At 68.7% G+C, this 15734-nt stretch carries 16 protein-coding genes; 8 read left to right on the plus strand and 8 right to left on the minus strand.

The window, feature by feature from the left end:
* Positions 1 to 195 precede the first annotated feature (195 nt).
* The 4 genes from clpC1 (at position 196) to LOK44_RS06085 (ending at position 4580) form a co-directional block, all read left to right on the plus strand.
* Positions 196 to 2733 carry an ATP-dependent protease ATP-binding subunit ClpC gene (gene clpC1 / locus LOK44_RS06070; protein ID WP_237569127.1) on the plus strand — a complete coding sequence of 846 codons (2538 nt, stop codon included), beginning with the start codon at positions 196 to 198 and terminating at the stop codon, positions 2731 to 2733.
* 236 nt (positions 2734 to 2969) lie between these two features.
* Positions 2970 to 3185, plus strand: a complete 216-nt coding sequence (locus tag LOK44_RS06075; RefSeq protein WP_163921516.1) for a CbtB domain-containing protein — start codon at positions 2970 to 2972, stop codon at positions 3183 to 3185.
* A 31-nt stretch (positions 3186 to 3216) separates the two neighbouring features.
* Positions 3217 to 4020 carry a CbtA family protein gene (locus LOK44_RS06080; protein ID WP_237569128.1) on the plus strand — a complete coding sequence of 268 codons (804 nt, stop codon included), beginning with the start codon at positions 3217 to 3219 and terminating at the stop codon, positions 4018 to 4020.
* An 8-nt stretch (positions 4021 to 4028) separates the two neighbouring features.
* Positions 4029 to 4580 carry a histidine phosphatase family protein gene (locus LOK44_RS06085; protein ID WP_237569129.1) on the plus strand — a complete coding sequence of 184 codons (552 nt, stop codon included), beginning with the start codon at positions 4029 to 4031 and terminating at the stop codon, positions 4578 to 4580.
* Here the strand turns inward: LOK44_RS06085 and LOK44_RS06090 are convergent.
* Complete coding sequence (locus LOK44_RS06090; protein WP_372481195.1) at positions 4570 to 5910, minus strand: serine hydrolase; 1341 nt, start codon at positions 5908 to 5910, stop codon at positions 4570 to 4572. The genes LOK44_RS06085 and LOK44_RS06090 overlap by 11 nt on opposite strands.
* 53 nt (positions 5911 to 5963) lie before the next feature.
* Positions 5964 to 6275 (minus strand): mycobilin-forming heme oxygenase MhuD, encoded by a 312-nt coding sequence (gene mhuD, locus LOK44_RS06095; protein ID WP_237569131.1) that lies wholly within the window; start codon positions 6273 to 6275, stop codon positions 5964 to 5966.
* A 43-nt stretch (positions 6276 to 6318) separates the two neighbouring features.
* On the opposite strand from mhuD, the gene LOK44_RS06100 reads away from it, so the two are divergent.
* A complete protein-coding gene (locus LOK44_RS06100; protein WP_237569132.1) occupies positions 6319 to 7089 on the plus strand; it encodes an alpha/beta fold hydrolase in 771 nt (256 codons plus the stop codon).
* On the opposite strand, the gene LOK44_RS06105 is transcribed toward LOK44_RS06100, so the two are convergent.
* Positions 7063 to 7284 carry a hypothetical protein gene (locus LOK44_RS06105; protein WP_237569133.1) on the minus strand — a complete coding sequence of 74 codons (222 nt, stop codon included), beginning with the start codon at positions 7282 to 7284 and terminating at the stop codon, positions 7063 to 7065. The genes LOK44_RS06100 and LOK44_RS06105 overlap by 27 nt on opposite strands.
* A gap of 71 nt (positions 7285 to 7355) precedes the next feature.
* On the opposite strand from LOK44_RS06105, the gene LOK44_RS06110 reads away from it, so the two are divergent.
* A complete protein-coding gene (locus LOK44_RS06110; RefSeq protein ID WP_237569134.1) occupies positions 7356 to 8321 on the plus strand; it encodes a helix-turn-helix domain-containing protein in 966 nt (321 codons plus the stop codon).
* Between the two features lie 13 nt (positions 8322 to 8334).
* On the opposite strand, the gene lipJ is transcribed toward LOK44_RS06110, so the two are convergent.
* Complete coding sequence (lipJ, locus tag LOK44_RS06115; RefSeq protein WP_237569135.1) at positions 8335 to 9687, minus strand: bifunctional lipase/adenylate cyclase LipJ; 1353 nt, start codon at positions 9685 to 9687, stop codon at positions 8335 to 8337.
* Between the two features lie 40 nt (positions 9688 to 9727).
* On the minus strand, positions 9728 to 10636 hold the full coding sequence (locus LOK44_RS06120; protein WP_237569136.1) for an iron-sulfur binding domain-containing protein: 909 nt from the start codon (positions 10634 to 10636) through the stop codon (positions 9728 to 9730).
* On the opposite strand from LOK44_RS06120, the gene LOK44_RS06125 reads away from it, so the two are divergent.
* Both LOK44_RS06125 and LOK44_RS06130 read left to right on the plus strand, forming a co-directional pair.
* Positions 10635 to 11255 carry a carbonic anhydrase gene (locus LOK44_RS06125; protein ID WP_237569137.1) on the plus strand — a complete coding sequence of 207 codons (621 nt, stop codon included), beginning with the start codon at positions 10635 to 10637 and terminating at the stop codon, positions 11253 to 11255. The two genes, LOK44_RS06120 and LOK44_RS06125, sit on opposite strands and share 2 nt — an antisense overlap.
* Before the next feature lie 82 nt (positions 11256 to 11337).
* Positions 11338 to 12123 carry a hypothetical protein gene (locus LOK44_RS06130; RefSeq protein WP_237569138.1) on the plus strand — a complete coding sequence of 262 codons (786 nt, stop codon included), beginning with the start codon at positions 11338 to 11340 and terminating at the stop codon, positions 12121 to 12123.
* 85 nt (positions 12124 to 12208) lie between these two features.
* Here the strand turns inward: LOK44_RS06130 and disA are convergent, their stop codons facing one another.
* The 3 genes from disA to LOK44_RS06145 are packed head-to-tail and all read right to left on the minus strand — an operon-like array spanning position 12209 to position 15438.
* Positions 12209 to 13345 carry a DNA integrity scanning diadenylate cyclase DisA gene (gene disA, locus LOK44_RS06135; protein ID WP_237569139.1) on the minus strand — a complete coding sequence of 379 codons (1137 nt, stop codon included), beginning with the start codon at positions 13343 to 13345 and terminating at the stop codon, positions 12209 to 12211.
* A gap of 15 nt (positions 13346 to 13360) precedes the next feature.
* Positions 13361 to 14749, minus strand: a complete 1389-nt coding sequence (radA, locus tag LOK44_RS06140; RefSeq protein ID WP_237569140.1) for a DNA repair protein RadA — start codon at positions 14747 to 14749, stop codon at positions 13361 to 13363.
* Positions 14750 to 14799: 50 nt separating this feature from the next.
* Positions 14800 to 15438, minus strand: a complete 639-nt coding sequence (locus LOK44_RS06145) for a copper chaperone PCu(A)C domain-containing protein (RefSeq protein WP_237569141.1) — start codon at positions 15436 to 15438, stop codon at positions 14800 to 14802.
* Between the last annotated feature and the right edge of the window lie 296 nt (positions 15439 to 15734).

The raw sequence follows: 15734 nt of genomic DNA on the forward strand, positions 1-15734 counted from the left end.
GGCGAAGCGGATGCGCCGAAATGCGGAAACGATTCGCATTTCCCTTGCGTTGCTCTAGTGCATCACCGGGTAGCCGGAGACAGGCGGGGCATGCCCGGCCTTCGCCCACTACAGTGGACCGTGGGTGCAGGGCGTGGTGAACACGCCGAGAAGTTTCACGAGCTGCGCTATTTGATGGAGAGCAGGTAACCACCGATGTTCGAACGCTTTACTGACCGCGCACGGCGCGTCGTCGTTCTGGCCCAAGAAGAAGCCAGGATGCTCAATCACAACTACATCGGCACCGAGCACATCCTCCTTGGACTGATCCACGAGGGCGAAGGCGTCGCCGCGAAGTCGCTCGAGTCGTTGGGCATCTCGCTCGAAGGCGTGCGCAGCCAGGTCGAGGAGATCATCGGTCAGGGCCAGCAGGCCCCGTCCGGCCACATCCCCTTCACCCCGCGAGCCAAGAAGGTGCTGGAGCTGTCGCTGCGCGAAGCGCTGCAGCTCGGCCACAACTACATCGGCACCGAGCACATCCTGCTCGGCCTGATCCGCGAAGGCGAGGGCGTGGCCGCCCAGGTGCTGGTCAAGCTGGGCGCCGAGCTGACGCGCGTGCGCCAGCAGGTCATCCAGCTGCTCAGCGGATACCAGGGCAAGGAGACCGCCGAGGCGGGTACCGGCGGCCGTGGTGGCGAGTCGGGCAACCCCTCGACGTCGCTGGTCCTCGACCAGTTCGGTCGCAACCTGACCGCCGCCGCGATGGAGGGGAAGCTCGACCCCGTCATCGGCCGCGAGAAGGAGATCGAGCGGGTCATGCAGGTGCTGTCCCGCCGCACCAAGAACAACCCGGTGCTGATCGGCGAGCCCGGCGTCGGCAAGACCGCCGTCGTCGAGGGCCTGGCCCAGGCGATCGTGCACGGTGACGTGCCCGAGACGCTGAAGGACAAGCAGCTCTACACGCTGGACCTCGGATCGCTGGTCGCGGGCAGCCGCTACCGCGGTGACTTCGAGGAGCGCCTGAAGAAGGTGCTCAAGGAGATCAACACCCGCGGCGACATCATCCTGTTCATCGACGAGCTGCACACGCTCGTCGGCGCAGGTGCGGCCGAGGGCGCGATCGACGCGGCCAGCATCCTCAAGCCGAAGCTGGCCCGCGGCGAACTGCAGACCATCGGCGCCACCACCCTCGACGAGTACCGCAAGTACATCGAGAAGGACGCCGCGCTCGAGCGCCGGTTCCAGCCGGTTCAGGTCGGCGAGCCCACGGTCGAGCACACCATCCTGATCCTCAAGGGGCTGCGCGACCGGTACGAGGCGCACCATCGGGTCTCGATCACCGACGGTGCCATCGCGGCCGCGGCCACCCTGGCCGACCGCTACATCAACGACCGCTTCCTGCCCGACAAGGCGATCGACCTGATCGACGAGGCCGGCGCCAGGATGCGCATCCGCCGGATGACTGCTCCGCCGGACCTGCGCGAATTCGACGAGAAGATCGCCGATGCGCGCCGGGAGAAGGAGTCCGCGATCGACGCGCAGGACTTCGAGAAGGCCGCCAACCTCCGCGACAAGGAGAAGCAGCTCGTCGGGCAGCGCGCCGAGCGGGAGAAGCAGTGGCGTTCGGGTGATCTCGACGTCGTCGCAGAGGTCGACGACGAGCAGATCGCCGAGGTGTTGGGCAACTGGACCGGTATCCCCGTGTTCAAGCTGACCGAGGCCGAGACCACGCGTCTGCTCCGCATGGAGGACGAGCTGCACAAGCGGATCATCGGCCAGGAGGACGCCGTGCGGGCGGTCTCCAAGGCGATCCGGCGTACCCGCGCCGGCCTGAAGGATCCGAAGCGGCCGTCGGGCTCGTTCATCTTCGCCGGCCCGTCCGGTGTCGGTAAGACCGAGCTGTCCAAGGCGCTCGCCGAGTTCCTCTTCGGCGACGACGATGCGCTGATCCAGATCGACATGGGCGAGTTCCACGACCGCTTCACCGCCTCGCGGCTGTTCGGTGCCCCTCCCGGGTACGTCGGCTACGAGGAGGGCGGCCAGCTCACCGAGAAGGTGCGGCGCAAGCCGTTCAGCGTGGTGCTCTTCGACGAGATCGAGAAGGCACACCAGGAGATCTACAACAGCCTGTTGCAGGTCCTAGAGGACGGCCGTCTCACCGACGGTCAGGGTCGCACGGTCGACTTCAAGAACACCGTGCTGATCTTCACCTCGAACCTCGGCACGTCTGACATCAGCAAGGCGGTTGGCCTCGGCTTCACCCAGGGTGGCGGCGAGAACAACTACGACCGGATGAAGCAGAAGGTCAACGACGAGCTGAAGAAGCACTTCCGCCCCGAGTTCCTCAACCGCATCGACGACATCATCGTGTTTCACCAGCTGACGCAGGAGGAGATCATCACGATGGTCGACCTCATGATCGGCCGGGTCGGCAAGCAGCTTGCCGCCAAGGACATGACGATGGAGCTGACCGACAAGGCCAAGTCCCTGTTGGCCAAGCGCGGGTTCGATCCGGTGCTGGGAGCGCGACCGCTGCGTCGCACCATCCAGCGCGAGATCGAGGACCAGCTCTCCGAGAAGATCCTCTTCGAGGAGATCGGTCCCGGCCAGGTCGTGACCGTGGACGTCGAGAACTGGGATGGCGAGAGCGGCAAGACCGAGGACGCGGTGTTCACGTTCAGCGGTGCCCGCAGGCCGGTCATCGAGCCGGACCTGGCAGGCGCAGGCGCTGGCGGAGCCGCAGTGACCGAGTAACGACGCAGTACGCGAACGCCCCCGACGCGAGTCGGGGGCGTTCGTGCGTTCGGGGCGTTGTTCAGAGGCGCGCGCCCTTCGCGCCTCCCGCGCCGGTCCGGCGTGGTTGAATGCTGCTGTACTCGACGGCGAAGGAATCTGGTGAGAATCCAGAACGGTCGCGCCACTGTCATAGTCAGACCCGACGCCGTCACCACCTGTGAAACGGGACGCGAACTCCCGAAAGGACGACCGACATGAACTCAGCCGACGCACGCACGAGCGCAGCGCCCGCCCTCGACCTCTCCGCCACCCGCGCGGCGGTGTGGCTGTCTGCCACCGCCTTCCTCGCACTGCTCGTCCTCTACTTCGTCGGCATGGACCAGGGCGCGACGTCGGTGTTCGGCAACAGCACCGTCGTGCACGAGTTCGTCCACGACGCCCGGCACCTCCTCGGATTCCCCTGCCACTGATTCGCAGGACGAGGAGGGACGACAAAGCAATATGGAGAAGCAGATCATCGGGCGCGGCCTTCTGGCAGGCGCCCTCGCAGGACTGTTCGCGTTCGTGTTCGCACGGATCTTCGTCGAACCCGTCATCGACCGGGCGATCGGCTACGAGGACGGCATAGGCGCCGCGCACGAGGCCATGGAGCACGCGGCGTCGGGTGCGGGGCACAGTCACGGTGGGGACGGCGGCGGGTTCTCGCGCGCCATTCAGATGAACATCGGCATGGGTCTCGGCGTGCTCGCGTTCAGCGTCGCCATCGGTGCGTTGTTCGCGGTAGTGTTCGCGGTGGCCTTCGGACGGGTGGGGAACGTCTCGGCCAAGCTGCTGTCGCTGTACGTCGCGGGCGGAATGTTGTTGAGCCTGTACGTGATTCCGTCGCTGAAGTACCCGGCGAGCCCACCTGCGCTCAGCCTGGACGAGACGATCCGTCAGCGGACGCTGCTCTACCTGGCGATGGTGGTGCTGTCGGCGGCGTTGCTCGTCGGCGCGGTCGCGCTCGGCCGGAGGTGGTCGGCGAGGCTCGGCGCCTGGAACGCGTCTTTGGCGGCAGCGGGGGCCTACGTCGTCGCCGTCGCCGTGGTGATGCTGATCCTGCCGACGATCGACGAGACGCCGGGCCCGCTGCGCGACGACGCGGGCGCGATCGTCTACGAGGGCTTCCCGGCCGACGTGCTGTACGACTTCCGGCTGTACTCCCTCGGTGTGCAGGTCGTCATGTACGCGACGATCGGCCTCGCGTTCGCGGCGCTGGTGTCGAAGGTGCTCGACGGTCGACGCCACGATGCGCTGGCGGCCTGAGCAACTCGGTGAGTGAAGTCGTCCGGCTGACCCTGGTGTCGCACGGTATGACCGATGCCATGGCAGCCGGACGATTTCCGATCGACGAGCCCCTCAACGGGCTCGGACAACGCCAACTGGACGCCACCGTCGAACTCGGTCCGATCGACGCGGCGGTGTGCGGGCCGGAGAAGCGGACCCGTCAGACCGCCGAACTGCTGGGTCTGCGCGCCGAGACCGACGACGCGCTGGCCGACCTCGACTGTGCGACGTGGCGCGGACAGGTCCTCGGCGGGGTGCCGCCCGCGGAACTCGCCGTCTGGTTGACCGATCCGACGCAAGCCCCGCACGGCGGGGAGTCGGTGGTCGACGTGATGATCCGGGTGCGAAAGTGGCTCGACTCGCTGGCTGCTCGGCGGGGACGGCTGGCCGCGGTGACGCATCCTGCCGTGATCCGGGCTGCGGTCCTGGTCGCCCTCGACGCGCCGCCGAGGTCGTTCTGGCGCGTGGACGTGGCACCTGCCAGCAGGACCGTCATGCATCTGCGCGGTCAGGCGTGGACGCTGCGCTCTACCGGTTAGGCGGTCCCACCGGGATCAGGCCGAAGGCCTGGGTCGCGATCGACAGCAGCCACCCGGCGGCGATCTGACTGCGGTAGGCGGGCCAGTTGAGCTGGAAGCTGACCACCCAGCCTTGGCCGGTGCGGTCGGTGGCGTACCAACTGAACGTCAGGTCGCCCGGCAGGTTGCCGCCCTTGGAGGCGATGTACGTCCAGGTCTTCTGGTCGAGTTCGATGCCGGGGGTGGCCGACAGGATGGCTCGGACCGGTGCGGCGGGCCCGACGGCGGAGGCCTGCAGCGCTGCATGTACGCGGCAGACGTCCATCGCGGTGCCGTACCACTCCGCCCCGTAGGGCGACGCCGGCGTGCGGGTGCGTTCCGGATCGGGCTCGTACGGCAGCACGTTGGTCTGGTGCAGCAGTTCCGCGCGGCGCTGCGGTGATGCCTGCTTCCACTCCTCGCGCACGTCCGGCTTGCCCCAGCCGACGGAGAACATCTCGTGGGCGGTGGGGAACGGTGTCATCGCCGCCGGGTCGTGGTGGCCTGCGGTCGCCAGCGCGCGTTCCACCGCGCCGGGCCCGAGGCGTGCGATGAGCATGTCGGTGGCCATGTTGTCGCTGGCCGAGATCATCTCCTGCGCGGCGTCCCGCACCGACACGCTGGCACCCGGCGGCAGGTCGTCGAAACCGGCGGAGCCGACGACCTTGGCTTCCTTGGTGATCACCAGTTGCTCGTCCCAGGTGAGGGTGCCCGCGTTGACGGCCTCGCTGACCGCCAGCAGCACGTACAGCTTGAAGATCGAGGCCAGCGGCAGCGACTCGTCGACGTTGGTGCCCATGACCTTGGTGCACTTGCCGCTGGACACCTTCGACGCGGCGTACGAATAGCGGGCGCCCGACTTGGTGATCTCGGCGTCGACGTCCGACCACTGCTTGATCTGCGGCTTGACCAACGTCATCTCGAAGCGGTCGACCAGGCCGCCGTCGTTGGTGCGCAGCTTGACGTCCTGGGCCACCTGATACGACGTCACCAGGTGCAGGGTGGCCGACCCGGCGCCGACCTCGATCCCGGTGACGGTGATCGGCCGGTCCGCCCACAGGCGGTCCATGGCACCGGCGACGGGTTCGATCAGCTCCGGGCTGGCGAGGGTACCGACGGTGACGGTACCGATGGGCCAGTCCGAGTTGACCATGTCGACGAGCTGCTTGGCCCGCAGGCCCTGCGGGGTGTTCGTGTCGATCCGAGTCCCGTACGCGGCCTCGGCGGGAGCCGGACCGGTAGGAGCGCAACCGCAGGCCAGGACTGCGACCAGCATCGCGGCGATCGTCGCTCCGACCGCCCGGTGTCGCATCCGGCCTGCGTTACGCCTTGGCGCCGGTCCTCGTGACATCGATTCCCACGTCGCTACGATTCCGACCGTTGGACGTCGAGCACGACCTCGAACTCGAGCAGTGACGCACCGGTGGCGACGGGATTCGCGCGCTGGCCGGCGTGGGCTTCTACGGCTGGGCCGCTGGCCCAGGCCTGGAATGCCTCTTCGGACTCCCATTGTGTGACGACGAAGTAGCGGTCCTCGCCCTTGACCGGGCGGAGCAGCTGAAAGCCGAGGAAACCGGGCTGGCCGTCGACGGCGTGGGCGCGGTTCGCGAAGCGCTTCTCCAACTCGGGGCCGGCGTCCGGCGGAACTTCGATCGCGTTGATCTTCACCACGGGCATGGGCATCAGGCTACCGCCCCCGGTCCCGGGGCAGTATTAGCCCATGCGGACCGAACTGCTGACCGACAGGGGCGGTCGGGGAGAGCCGGTGGTGCTGGTGCACGGTCTGATGGGGCGGGGGAGCACCTGGTCGCGTCAGATCCCGTGGCTGACCGACGTCGCTCGGGTCTACACCTACGACGCGCCATGGCATCGCGGCCGTGACGTCGAGGACTCGGAGCCGATCAGCACCGAGCGGTTCGTCGCCGATCTCGGCGACGCGGTGGTCTCGCTCGGTCGCCCGGTGACGCTGGTCGGTCACTCCATGGGGGGCCTGCACTCGTGGTGCCTGGCCGCTGAGCGGCCCGACCTGGTGCGCGCTCTCGTCGTGGAGGACATGGCGCCGGACTTCCGCGGGCGTACGACGGGACCGTGGGAGCCGTGGGTGTACGCACTGCCGGAGGAGTTCACGTCGCACCGGCAGATCCTCGACGCGTTCGGTGACGTCGCGGGGCGCTACTTCGCCGAGGCGTTCGACCGCACGCCGACGGGGTGGCGGCTGCACGGCCGCACCGAGCGGTGGGTCGAGATCGCGGCGGAGTGGGGCTCCCGCGACTACTGGACGCAGTGGCACGCGGTGCGGGCGCCGACGCTGCTCATCGAGGCGGGCAACTCGGTGACACCACCCGGTCAGATGCGCCACATGCACGAGACCGGTTCCCGGACAACCTATTTGGAGGTGCCGGGCGCCGGCCACCTGGTGCACGACGATGCGCCGGAGGAATACCGCCACGCGGTGCTCGCGTTCTCATCGACGTTCGCCGGAGGCGCCTGACGCCGGCCAGGCCGGGCTCTGCTCGAAGCGGGTGCGGGCCGCATCGGCGTCGTGCTGGATGCGGTAGAAGTCGGGGTCGTCGGCGACGCCGTCGTAGTAGGTCCGGACCGGCTGACCGCGGTGCGACGACCAGCTCAGTAGGGCCGCCACGGCGAACGGTGCGGAGAGGATGAGGAAGGTGAGCAAGATGTCCATGGCAGCAATTGTTCGACCTTTTAGATCCCGCCAACAGTGGCAGAACTGACTGAGGAGGATAAGATACTGCCATGATCAAGACCGTCTCGGCTCTGGTGCTCGACGGGTTGGCCGTCTTCGAGTTCGGCGTCCTGTGCGAGGTGTTCGGAATCGACCGCTCCGCTGACGGCGTGCCCAACTTCGACTTCAAGATCTGCGGGCCCGAACCGGGCAAGCCGCTGCGGACGTCGGTCGGCGCCTGGCTCACCCCCGACCACGGCTACGACGACCTCGTCGGCGCCGACCTGGTCGCGATCCCCGCCATCTCGGGCGGGACCTACCCGGAGGAGGCACTCGCCGCCATCCGGCAGGCCGCCGAGTCCGGCTCGATCATCCTCACCGTCTGCTCGGGCGCCTTCGTGGCGGGTGCGGCCGGTCTGCTCGACGGGCGAGCCTGCACCACGCACTGGATGCACGCCGACGAACTGGCGGCCATGTACCCGACGGCGAAGGTCGACCGCAACGTCCTCTACGTCGACGACGGCAACCTGATCACCAGCGCGGGCACGGCTGCCGGCATCGACGCATGCCTGCACCTGGTACGCCGCGAACTGGGCAGTGAGGTCACCAACGTGATCGCGCGCCGGATGGTCGTCCCGCCGCACCGCGACGGCGGTCAACGCCAGTACATCGACCAGCCGATCCCGGTGCGGTGCTCGGAAGGCTTTGCGCCCCATCTCGATTGGATCCTGTCCAACCTCGATAAGCCGCACACCGTGAACACGCTCGCCAAGCGAGCGAGCATGTCGGCGCGGACGTTCGCGCGGCGCTTCGTCGAGGAGACCGGTCGCACGCCGATGCAGTGGGTCACCGACCAGCGCGTGCTCTACGCGCGCCGACTCCTCGAGGAGACCGACCTGGACATCGACCAGGTCGCAGACCGCTCAGGGTTCGGCACCGCCACGCTGCTACGCCATCACTTCCGGCGCATCATCGGCGTGACGCCGTCGGACTACCGGCGCCGGTTCTCGTGCACCGACTGTGCGGCCACGGCCTGACGCATACTCGGAGCTACAGCGAGTAGAGGTGCCACGGCCCCGGCACGCCCTTGAGGTCGTGCACGCCGCGTGAGGTGAACGTGCGCAGCGAACCCGCGACGATCTCGCGGACCGTCGAGGACACGAGTACCTCACCGGGAGCCGCCAGCGCCGCGATCCGCGCGCCGATGTGCACGGCCATGCCCGCGATGTCGTCGCCGCGCATCTCCACCTCGCCGGCGTGCACGCCCACGCGGACCTCGAGGTCGATCGATGCCACGGCGTCGACGATGGCCTCGGCGCAGTCCAGTGCACCGCTCGGGCTCGTGAACGTTGCGATGAAACCGTCTCCGGCGGTGTTGATCTCGTGCCCGCGAAATCTGTCGAGCGTGTTGCGGACCGTGGCGTCGTGGTGGTCGAGCAGGTCCCGCCACCGGTCGTCGCCGAGGGTGGCTGCGCGCGCCGTCGACCCCACGATGTCGGTGATGACGACGGTGCTCAGCACCCGTTCGGCGTCGGCCTCCCCGCGGGACCCGGTGACGAATTCCTCGACCTCGTCGAGCACCGGCCCGGCGTCACCGATCCAGTACAGGGAGTCGTCACCGGGCAACTCGACGTAGCGCGCACAGGAGATGTGGTCGCCGAGGTAGCGCCCGTGCTCGACGCCGACGAACGCCGAGTCCCTGCGGTGCATCACCAGCGTCGGGGTGGTGATCAACGAGAGTTTGTGTCGCACATCGGCTCCCGCGATCACCTCGCTGGACTTGCGGGCCATGCTCGGGGAGGCGGCCCGGTTGCCCGCGTGGTCCCACCAGCTGCGGAATGCGCGGTCGGACGCCACCGACGGCGCGACGATGCGCAACACGTCGAAACCCCGTTCGACTGCGTCTGGTTCGTGCGCGATGGTGGTGAACGGGGACGCCCCGTCGGACTTGGTGCCGAACTCGTAGTCGGCCGCCCAGAGCGCTCGTGCGCTCGCATTGACCAGCACCAGGTGGCTGACGCGGTCCGGATGGTCGGCGGCCAGCAGCAGTGCACTGACCGCGGTGAACCCGGACGCGAGCACCGCAGCGCGCTCGGAGCCCATGGCATCGAGCACCGTGATCGCGTCCTCGGCCCAGCACGACGGCGTGACGGTGGCATCCGATCCGATCCGCGAGGACATCCCCATTCCGCGCTGATCGAAGCGGATGACGCGGCAAAAGCTCGACAGTCGCCGGTAGAAGCGGTACATCGCCGGTTCGGCGTCCATCACGTCGATCGGCACGAACGGCCCGGGCATGACGATCAGGTCGATCGGCCCATCGCCGAGGACCTGGTAGGCGATGTCGAGGTCGAAGCGCGACGCGAACTGGATTCGCGCCGCTTGGAATCGACGTCCGGCCACCCGTCGAGGCTAATCCACCGACCTGCTCCGGCGTGTAGAACTAGCCGCCCTCGCCGGCCAGTGCGAACAACCCGTCGGCGGTCTGTTCGACCAGGCCGTCGCTCAGCAGGGACAGCAGGGCCCGGTCGCGTTGGACGGTGTCGGTCAGCCACACCACGTCGAGTTCGGCGCGCGGGACGGGAGAGGCGTTCGCGCGCAACACGTCCAGCAACCGGCCGCGCACCTGGCGATCGGTGCCGGTGAAGCGTTGCGGCCGCCGTGCGGGTGTGGTCGCAGGTGGGTAGCCCGCGGACCGCCAGGCGCACGAGCCGAGCGGACAGATGCCGCACTTCGGCGATCGTGCCGTGCACACCGTCGCGCCCAGTTCCATCACCGCGACCGAGAAGCGCGGTGCCCGTTCATCGTTCGGCAGCAGGGCTTCGACGTCGGCGAGGTCGCGCACGCTGGCAGGGGAGTCGGCCCGTCCGTGGACGGCACGTGCCACCACGCGGCGCACGTTGGTGTCGACGACGGGCACCCGCATGCCGTAGGCGAAGCAGGCCACGGCGCGTGCGGTGTACACCCCGACGCCGGGCAGCGTCAGCAGCGTGTCGACGTCGGCGGGCACCTCGTCGCCGTGGTCGGTGGCGATGGTGGTCGCGCATTCGTGCAGTCGCTTCGCCCGCCGCGGGTAGCCGAGCTTGCCCCAGGCCCGCAGGACGTCGGCCTGCGACGCCGCCGCGGTCGCCGACGGGGTCGGCCACCGCGCGATCCAGTCGCGCCAGATCGGCTCGACCCGGACCACGGGGGTCTGCTGCAACATGAACTCGCTGACGAGGATCTGCCACGCGCTGACCCCCGGCCGACGCCACGGTAGGTCCCGCTGCTCACGGTCGTACCAGTCCAGCAAAACCGTCGCGTCGAGGCTCACAGTGCTCTCGCCGAACGGCTCAGGCAAGATGACACCCATGCCGAATTCGAATCCCGTGAGCGCATGGAAGGCACTACGCGAGGGTAACGACCGCTTCGTCAGCGGTAAGCCCCTGCATCCAAGCCAGGGCATCGCCGACCGGGAGCGCCTCGTCGACGGCCAGAAGCCGACGGCGGTGCTGTTCGGGTGTTCGGACAGCCGCGTCGCGGCCGAGATCATCTTCGATCAGGGCCTTGGCGACATGTTCGTCGTGCGCACCGCAGGCCACGTCATCGACTCGGCGGTGCTGGGCTCGATCGAGTTCGCGATCAACGTGCTGGGCGTACCGCTGATCGTCGTGCTCGGCCACGACAGCTGTGGCGCGGTCAAGGCGACTCTGACGGCGATCGACGAGGGCGCGGTGCCCGGCGGGTACGTGCGCGACGTCGTGGAACGCGTGACGCCGTCGATCCTGATGGGCAGGCGCGAGGGGATGACGAACCTCGACGAGTTCGAGGCCAAGCACGTCAACGAGACCGTGCAGCAGCTCCGGGACCGCTCCACTGCGATCCGCGATGCGCTGGAGGCGGGCACCGTCGCGGTGGTCGGCGCGACCTATCACCTCGCCGATGGACGCACCGAGCGGCGTGCCCACATCGGCGACATCGGCGAAGCCTGACGCGAGTTTCGTCACGAGACTGGACGGCGACACGCCGAGCACGGTCGGACGATAGGGCGTGACCTGCCCTTACCGTTGAAATGTGCTGGATACAGAACCGCATCGGCCGCTGCCGCCGGAGATCTACAAGCGGCGCCGGATGCTCGCGATCGGCGTTGCCGCGTTCGTCATCGCCCTAGTCGTGGCGATCGTCTTCGTCGTCGTGGCGAACTCCTCGGGTGATTCGTCGGCCGGTGATGGTGCCTCGAACAGCTCCACTGCTGCCGCCCCCACACCGCTGCCCGGCGAGAACCCCGAGGTCAAGACCCCGGTTCAGCCGCCAGCCCAGCAGCTCCCGCCGCCGACGCCCACCCCGACGGCCGCCGTCGTGCCGCCGCCGGTGCTGCAGGAGGGCGACGACTGCCCGGATTCGACGCTCGCGGTCAAGGGCATCACCAGCCAGCCCAACTACGTGATCGGCGACCAGCCGAAGTTCACCATGGTCGTCACGAACATCGGCCTGGTGGCCTGCCAGCGCGACGTCGGCGCCGCAGTGCTCGCCGCGTACGTCTACTCGCTGAACAACGACCGCCTGTGGTCGAACCTGGACTGCGCGCCGTCCAACGAGACGCTGGTGAAGACGTTCAACCCCGGCGAGCAGGTCACCACCGAGGTCACGTGGACCGGCATGGGCTCGGCCGCCAACTGCCCGCTGCCCCGCGAACCGATCGGACCCGGCACCTACAACCTGGTGGTGCAACTCGGGAACCTGAGGTCCGCGGCAGTGCCGTTCGTCCTCGCCGAGGCGGCGCCGCCCGCGCCGGGCGAAGCCCCGCCGGAGCCGGCGCCCGTGGCACCCGAGGGCGAAGTCCCAGCGCCGGTCGGCTGACCGCCCCCATATTTTCCGCCGAACTGGAGAGTCACGTCGTTCTGCGTGCGCCGCAACGACGTGACTCTCCAGTTCGGCGAAGAACTCAGGCGAGTTGATCGGCGATCGTCGACTCCGCGAGCGCCGACAGGCCCTCCCGGATGTGACGCGCCCACATGGATCCGATGCCGTCGACCGACTGCAGATCGCTCGCGCTTGCGGCCAGCACGCCCTGCAGCGAACCGAATGACCGGACCAGCAGATCGACGTGGGCGAACTGCAGCCTCGGAATGCCTGCCATCGCGCGGTAGCCCCGTGAACTCATCGCGGAGTCCTGCGCCTCCGCCGTCGACGGGTAGCCGAAGACCCTTGCCAGCGCGGTGAAGTCGAGCAGCTCGGTGTCCGACAGGCCGTCGAGTTCCTCGAGCGTCGCACTCACCTGGGCGCCCGTCGGCGGGTCGGGGTTGGCGTGATAGTCGCGCACGATCAGCTCGCGTGCGGTGTCGTTGTCGCCGACCAGTTCTTCGAGCTGCAACTTGAGCTGCCTGCCGTCGGTGCCGAGTTCGACGACGTCCGCGTCGATCTCGAGGCTGATGCGCCGCACCATCTCGAGCCGCTGCACCACCGTCATCACGTCGCGCAGCGTGACGAAGTCCTCGATCTCGGCCGTGGACAGCTGCCGGTTCACCTCGTCGAGCCGGGTCTTGTACCGCTCGAGCGTCGCGATGGTCTGGTTCGTGCGCGACAGGATGGTCGCCGAGTCGGGAACGACGTGTCGCTCGCCTGCGACGTACACGGTCACGATGCTCATCGAATGGCTGACCGAGATCACCGGATAGCCGGTCTGGACGGCCGTACGCTCGGCGGAGCGGTGCCGGGTGCCTGACTCGTCGGTGGGTATCGACGGGTCGGGGACCAGCTGCACGTTGGCCCGCAGGATGTGCGTGCCGTCGCTCGACAGCACCACCGCGCCATCCATCTTCGACAGCTCGCGCAGCCGGGTAGGGGCGTAGCGGACGTCGAGTTCGAAGCCACCGTCGCAGATGGCCTCGACGCTCTCGTCGTACCCGAGCACGATCAGCGCGCCGGTGCGGCCGCGCAGGATGCGCTCCAGGCCGTCGCGCAGCGGGGTCCCGGGAGCGAGCCTGCCGAGGGTCTCGCGCAGCGTCGGCCGCGCGAGCTGCACCACGTTGTTGGGGGCGCCGCGGACTGTTGCCCTGCCGCCGGACTTCACAACGGCCATCGGCCCCTCCTCGGATCAGCCCTTATTGTCCGCGATCTCCCGCAGCACACGCAACGCCCCGCCGATGTTGTCGGCATTGAGCAGTCGCAGACCCGCTGGACCATCCTTCACCCCTGGCGGCACGATCGCCGACGTGAAGCCCAGCCGGGCCGCCTCCGACAGCCTGCGGTCCATGCCGGTGACCCGGCGCAGATCGCCGGCCAGGCCCACCTCGCCGATGGCGACGGCCGTCGCGGGCATCGGGATGTCGGCGTATGCCGATGCGATCGCCAGGGCGACCGCGAGGTCCGACGACGGGTCGGTCAGGCGCATGCCGCCGACGGTGGACAGGTAGATGTCGTAGGACCCGACCGACAGGTGCGCGCGCTTCTCCAGCACCGCGGTGATCATCGCCGCGCGAGACGAGTCGATGCCGCTGACCGCCCGCCGCGGGCTGCCCGTCGACGCCGACCCGATGAGCGCCTGTACCTCGCCGATCAGGGGCCGCTTGCCGTCGAGCGTCACGGTCACCGCGGTACCGGACACGGGTGCCGGACGCTGGTCGAGGAACAGTCCGGACGGATCGGCGACGCACTCGATCCCGTTGTCGTGCAACAGGAAACAGCCGACCTCGTCTGCGGCGCCGAAGCGGTTCTTGACGCCGCGCACCATGCGCAGAGCCGACGCGCGGTCGCCCTCGAAGTGCAGCACGACGTCGACGAGGTGCTCGAGCGAGCGCGGTCCCGCGATGGCGCCGTCCTTCGTGACGTGGCCGACGAGCAGCATCGCGACGCCGGTGGTCTTGGCGGCCATGGTCAGCGCCGTGGTGACGGCCCGCACCTGGGTGACGCCGCCGGTGACGCCGTCGACCTCGGCGGTGGACATGGTCTGCACCGAGTCGACCACCACCAGCGACGGCTGGACCGCCTCGATGTGGCCCAGCGCGGTCTGCAGATCGGACTCGGCGGCGAGGTACACCTCGTCGTGGCTGCAGCCGGTGCGTTCGGCGCGCAGCCGGATCTGGCCCGCGGACTCCTCGCCGGAGAGGTAGAGCGCGCGGCGACCGGTCTCGGCCCAGCGGTGGGCGACCTCGAGCAGCAGTGTGGACTTGCCGACGCCGGGATCCCCGGCGAGCAGCGTGACCGAACCGGGTACGAGCCCGCCGCCCAGGACGCGGTCCAGCTCGCTGATGCCGGTGTGGAAGTGCCGGGTGGCCCCGGGATCGATCGAGCTGATGGGCACCGCGGGTGAAGTGGGCGCCACGGCCCGTCGTACCGCCGAGCCGGCGACCGTCGACAGCACGGCCACCTCGTTCATGGTGCCCCAGGTGCCGCAGTCAGGACAGCGGCCGACCCACTTGGCCGCGACGTGACTGCATTCGGAACACCGGAACTGCGAACGTGCCTTCGAGCCGGTTCGTGTCACGCCGTGACGGTATCCGTCACCACCGACAGAAGCGCTCAGGCGCGCTTGGGCTAGTGCCCGCCCTCGCTGTGGCCGCCGCCGGCGTCCTCGCCGATGGCCGAACCGGAGCCACCGTTGTGGATCTCCGGCTCCTTGTCGCGGCGCTGGGTCTCGCCGGCTGAGATCGGCACGGCGATGGTCGAGGAGCCTGCCTTCTCGAAGGTGAAGGTGAAGTCGTAGTTGATGCCGTTGGTGATCGGCTTGGTCAGCGCGACCTTCGCCTCGGCCGTATCGACCACGTCGACCGCCTCAAGTGCACTGACCTGGCCGTCGGGCGTGCCGACGACGAGGCTTCCGTTGGCGGGCACCTCGGTCTTGCCGGTGACGCTGACGGTGCCGAACTCGGAGGTGATCGAGACGAGCTTGTCTGGCTCCTCGGCGGAGCCGTTGATCGCGACGAAGATCAACTCGGCGTCGGTGCCCGGCTCCACGTAGTCCGTCGTCTGGGGGGCGCGCAGGTGCAGATTTCGGAGGGCGATGCCGTACGTCGGCTGGCCGACCCACACGTTGGTGCCGTTGATGGCCGGCTGCTGCATGGCGGTCTGCGAGATCTGCCCGGCGCTACATCCGGAGAGCAGAACCGTTGCGGCGACGCCGAGGGCGGCGACGCCCGACGTGACGGCGGACGAGCGCGATCGGGAGCGGTTCACTCAAGCCTCCTGCTCGAAACGCAGCGCGACGGACGGGCGTCCGGTGCTTCGACTATGCAGAGTAGTAGGTGGCGTTCGACCGCGGTAGCCGAGGTGTCTCACCGGCCCCGAGTGCGGCCGCGCCGAGGCCCCGCGCATGCGCGAAAAGGCGCGAGCCGCTTCGGAAGGCGGGTCTCGCGGCGGCCCGCCCGCGGCCCGAAAACGGGCTCCCGCCGGTTTGCCGAGCATTCGCTTGGTTGCACGGATTCGTTACCGTGTCAACCCCTTCTCTTCACCGGCGGTGCCCCTGACCTGCA

Source organism: Mycolicibacterium lacusdiani (assembly GCF_021916785.1).
In the GTDB taxonomy this organism is placed as follows: Bacteria; Actinomycetota; Actinomycetes; order Mycobacteriales; family Mycobacteriaceae; genus Mycobacterium; species Mycobacterium lacusdiani.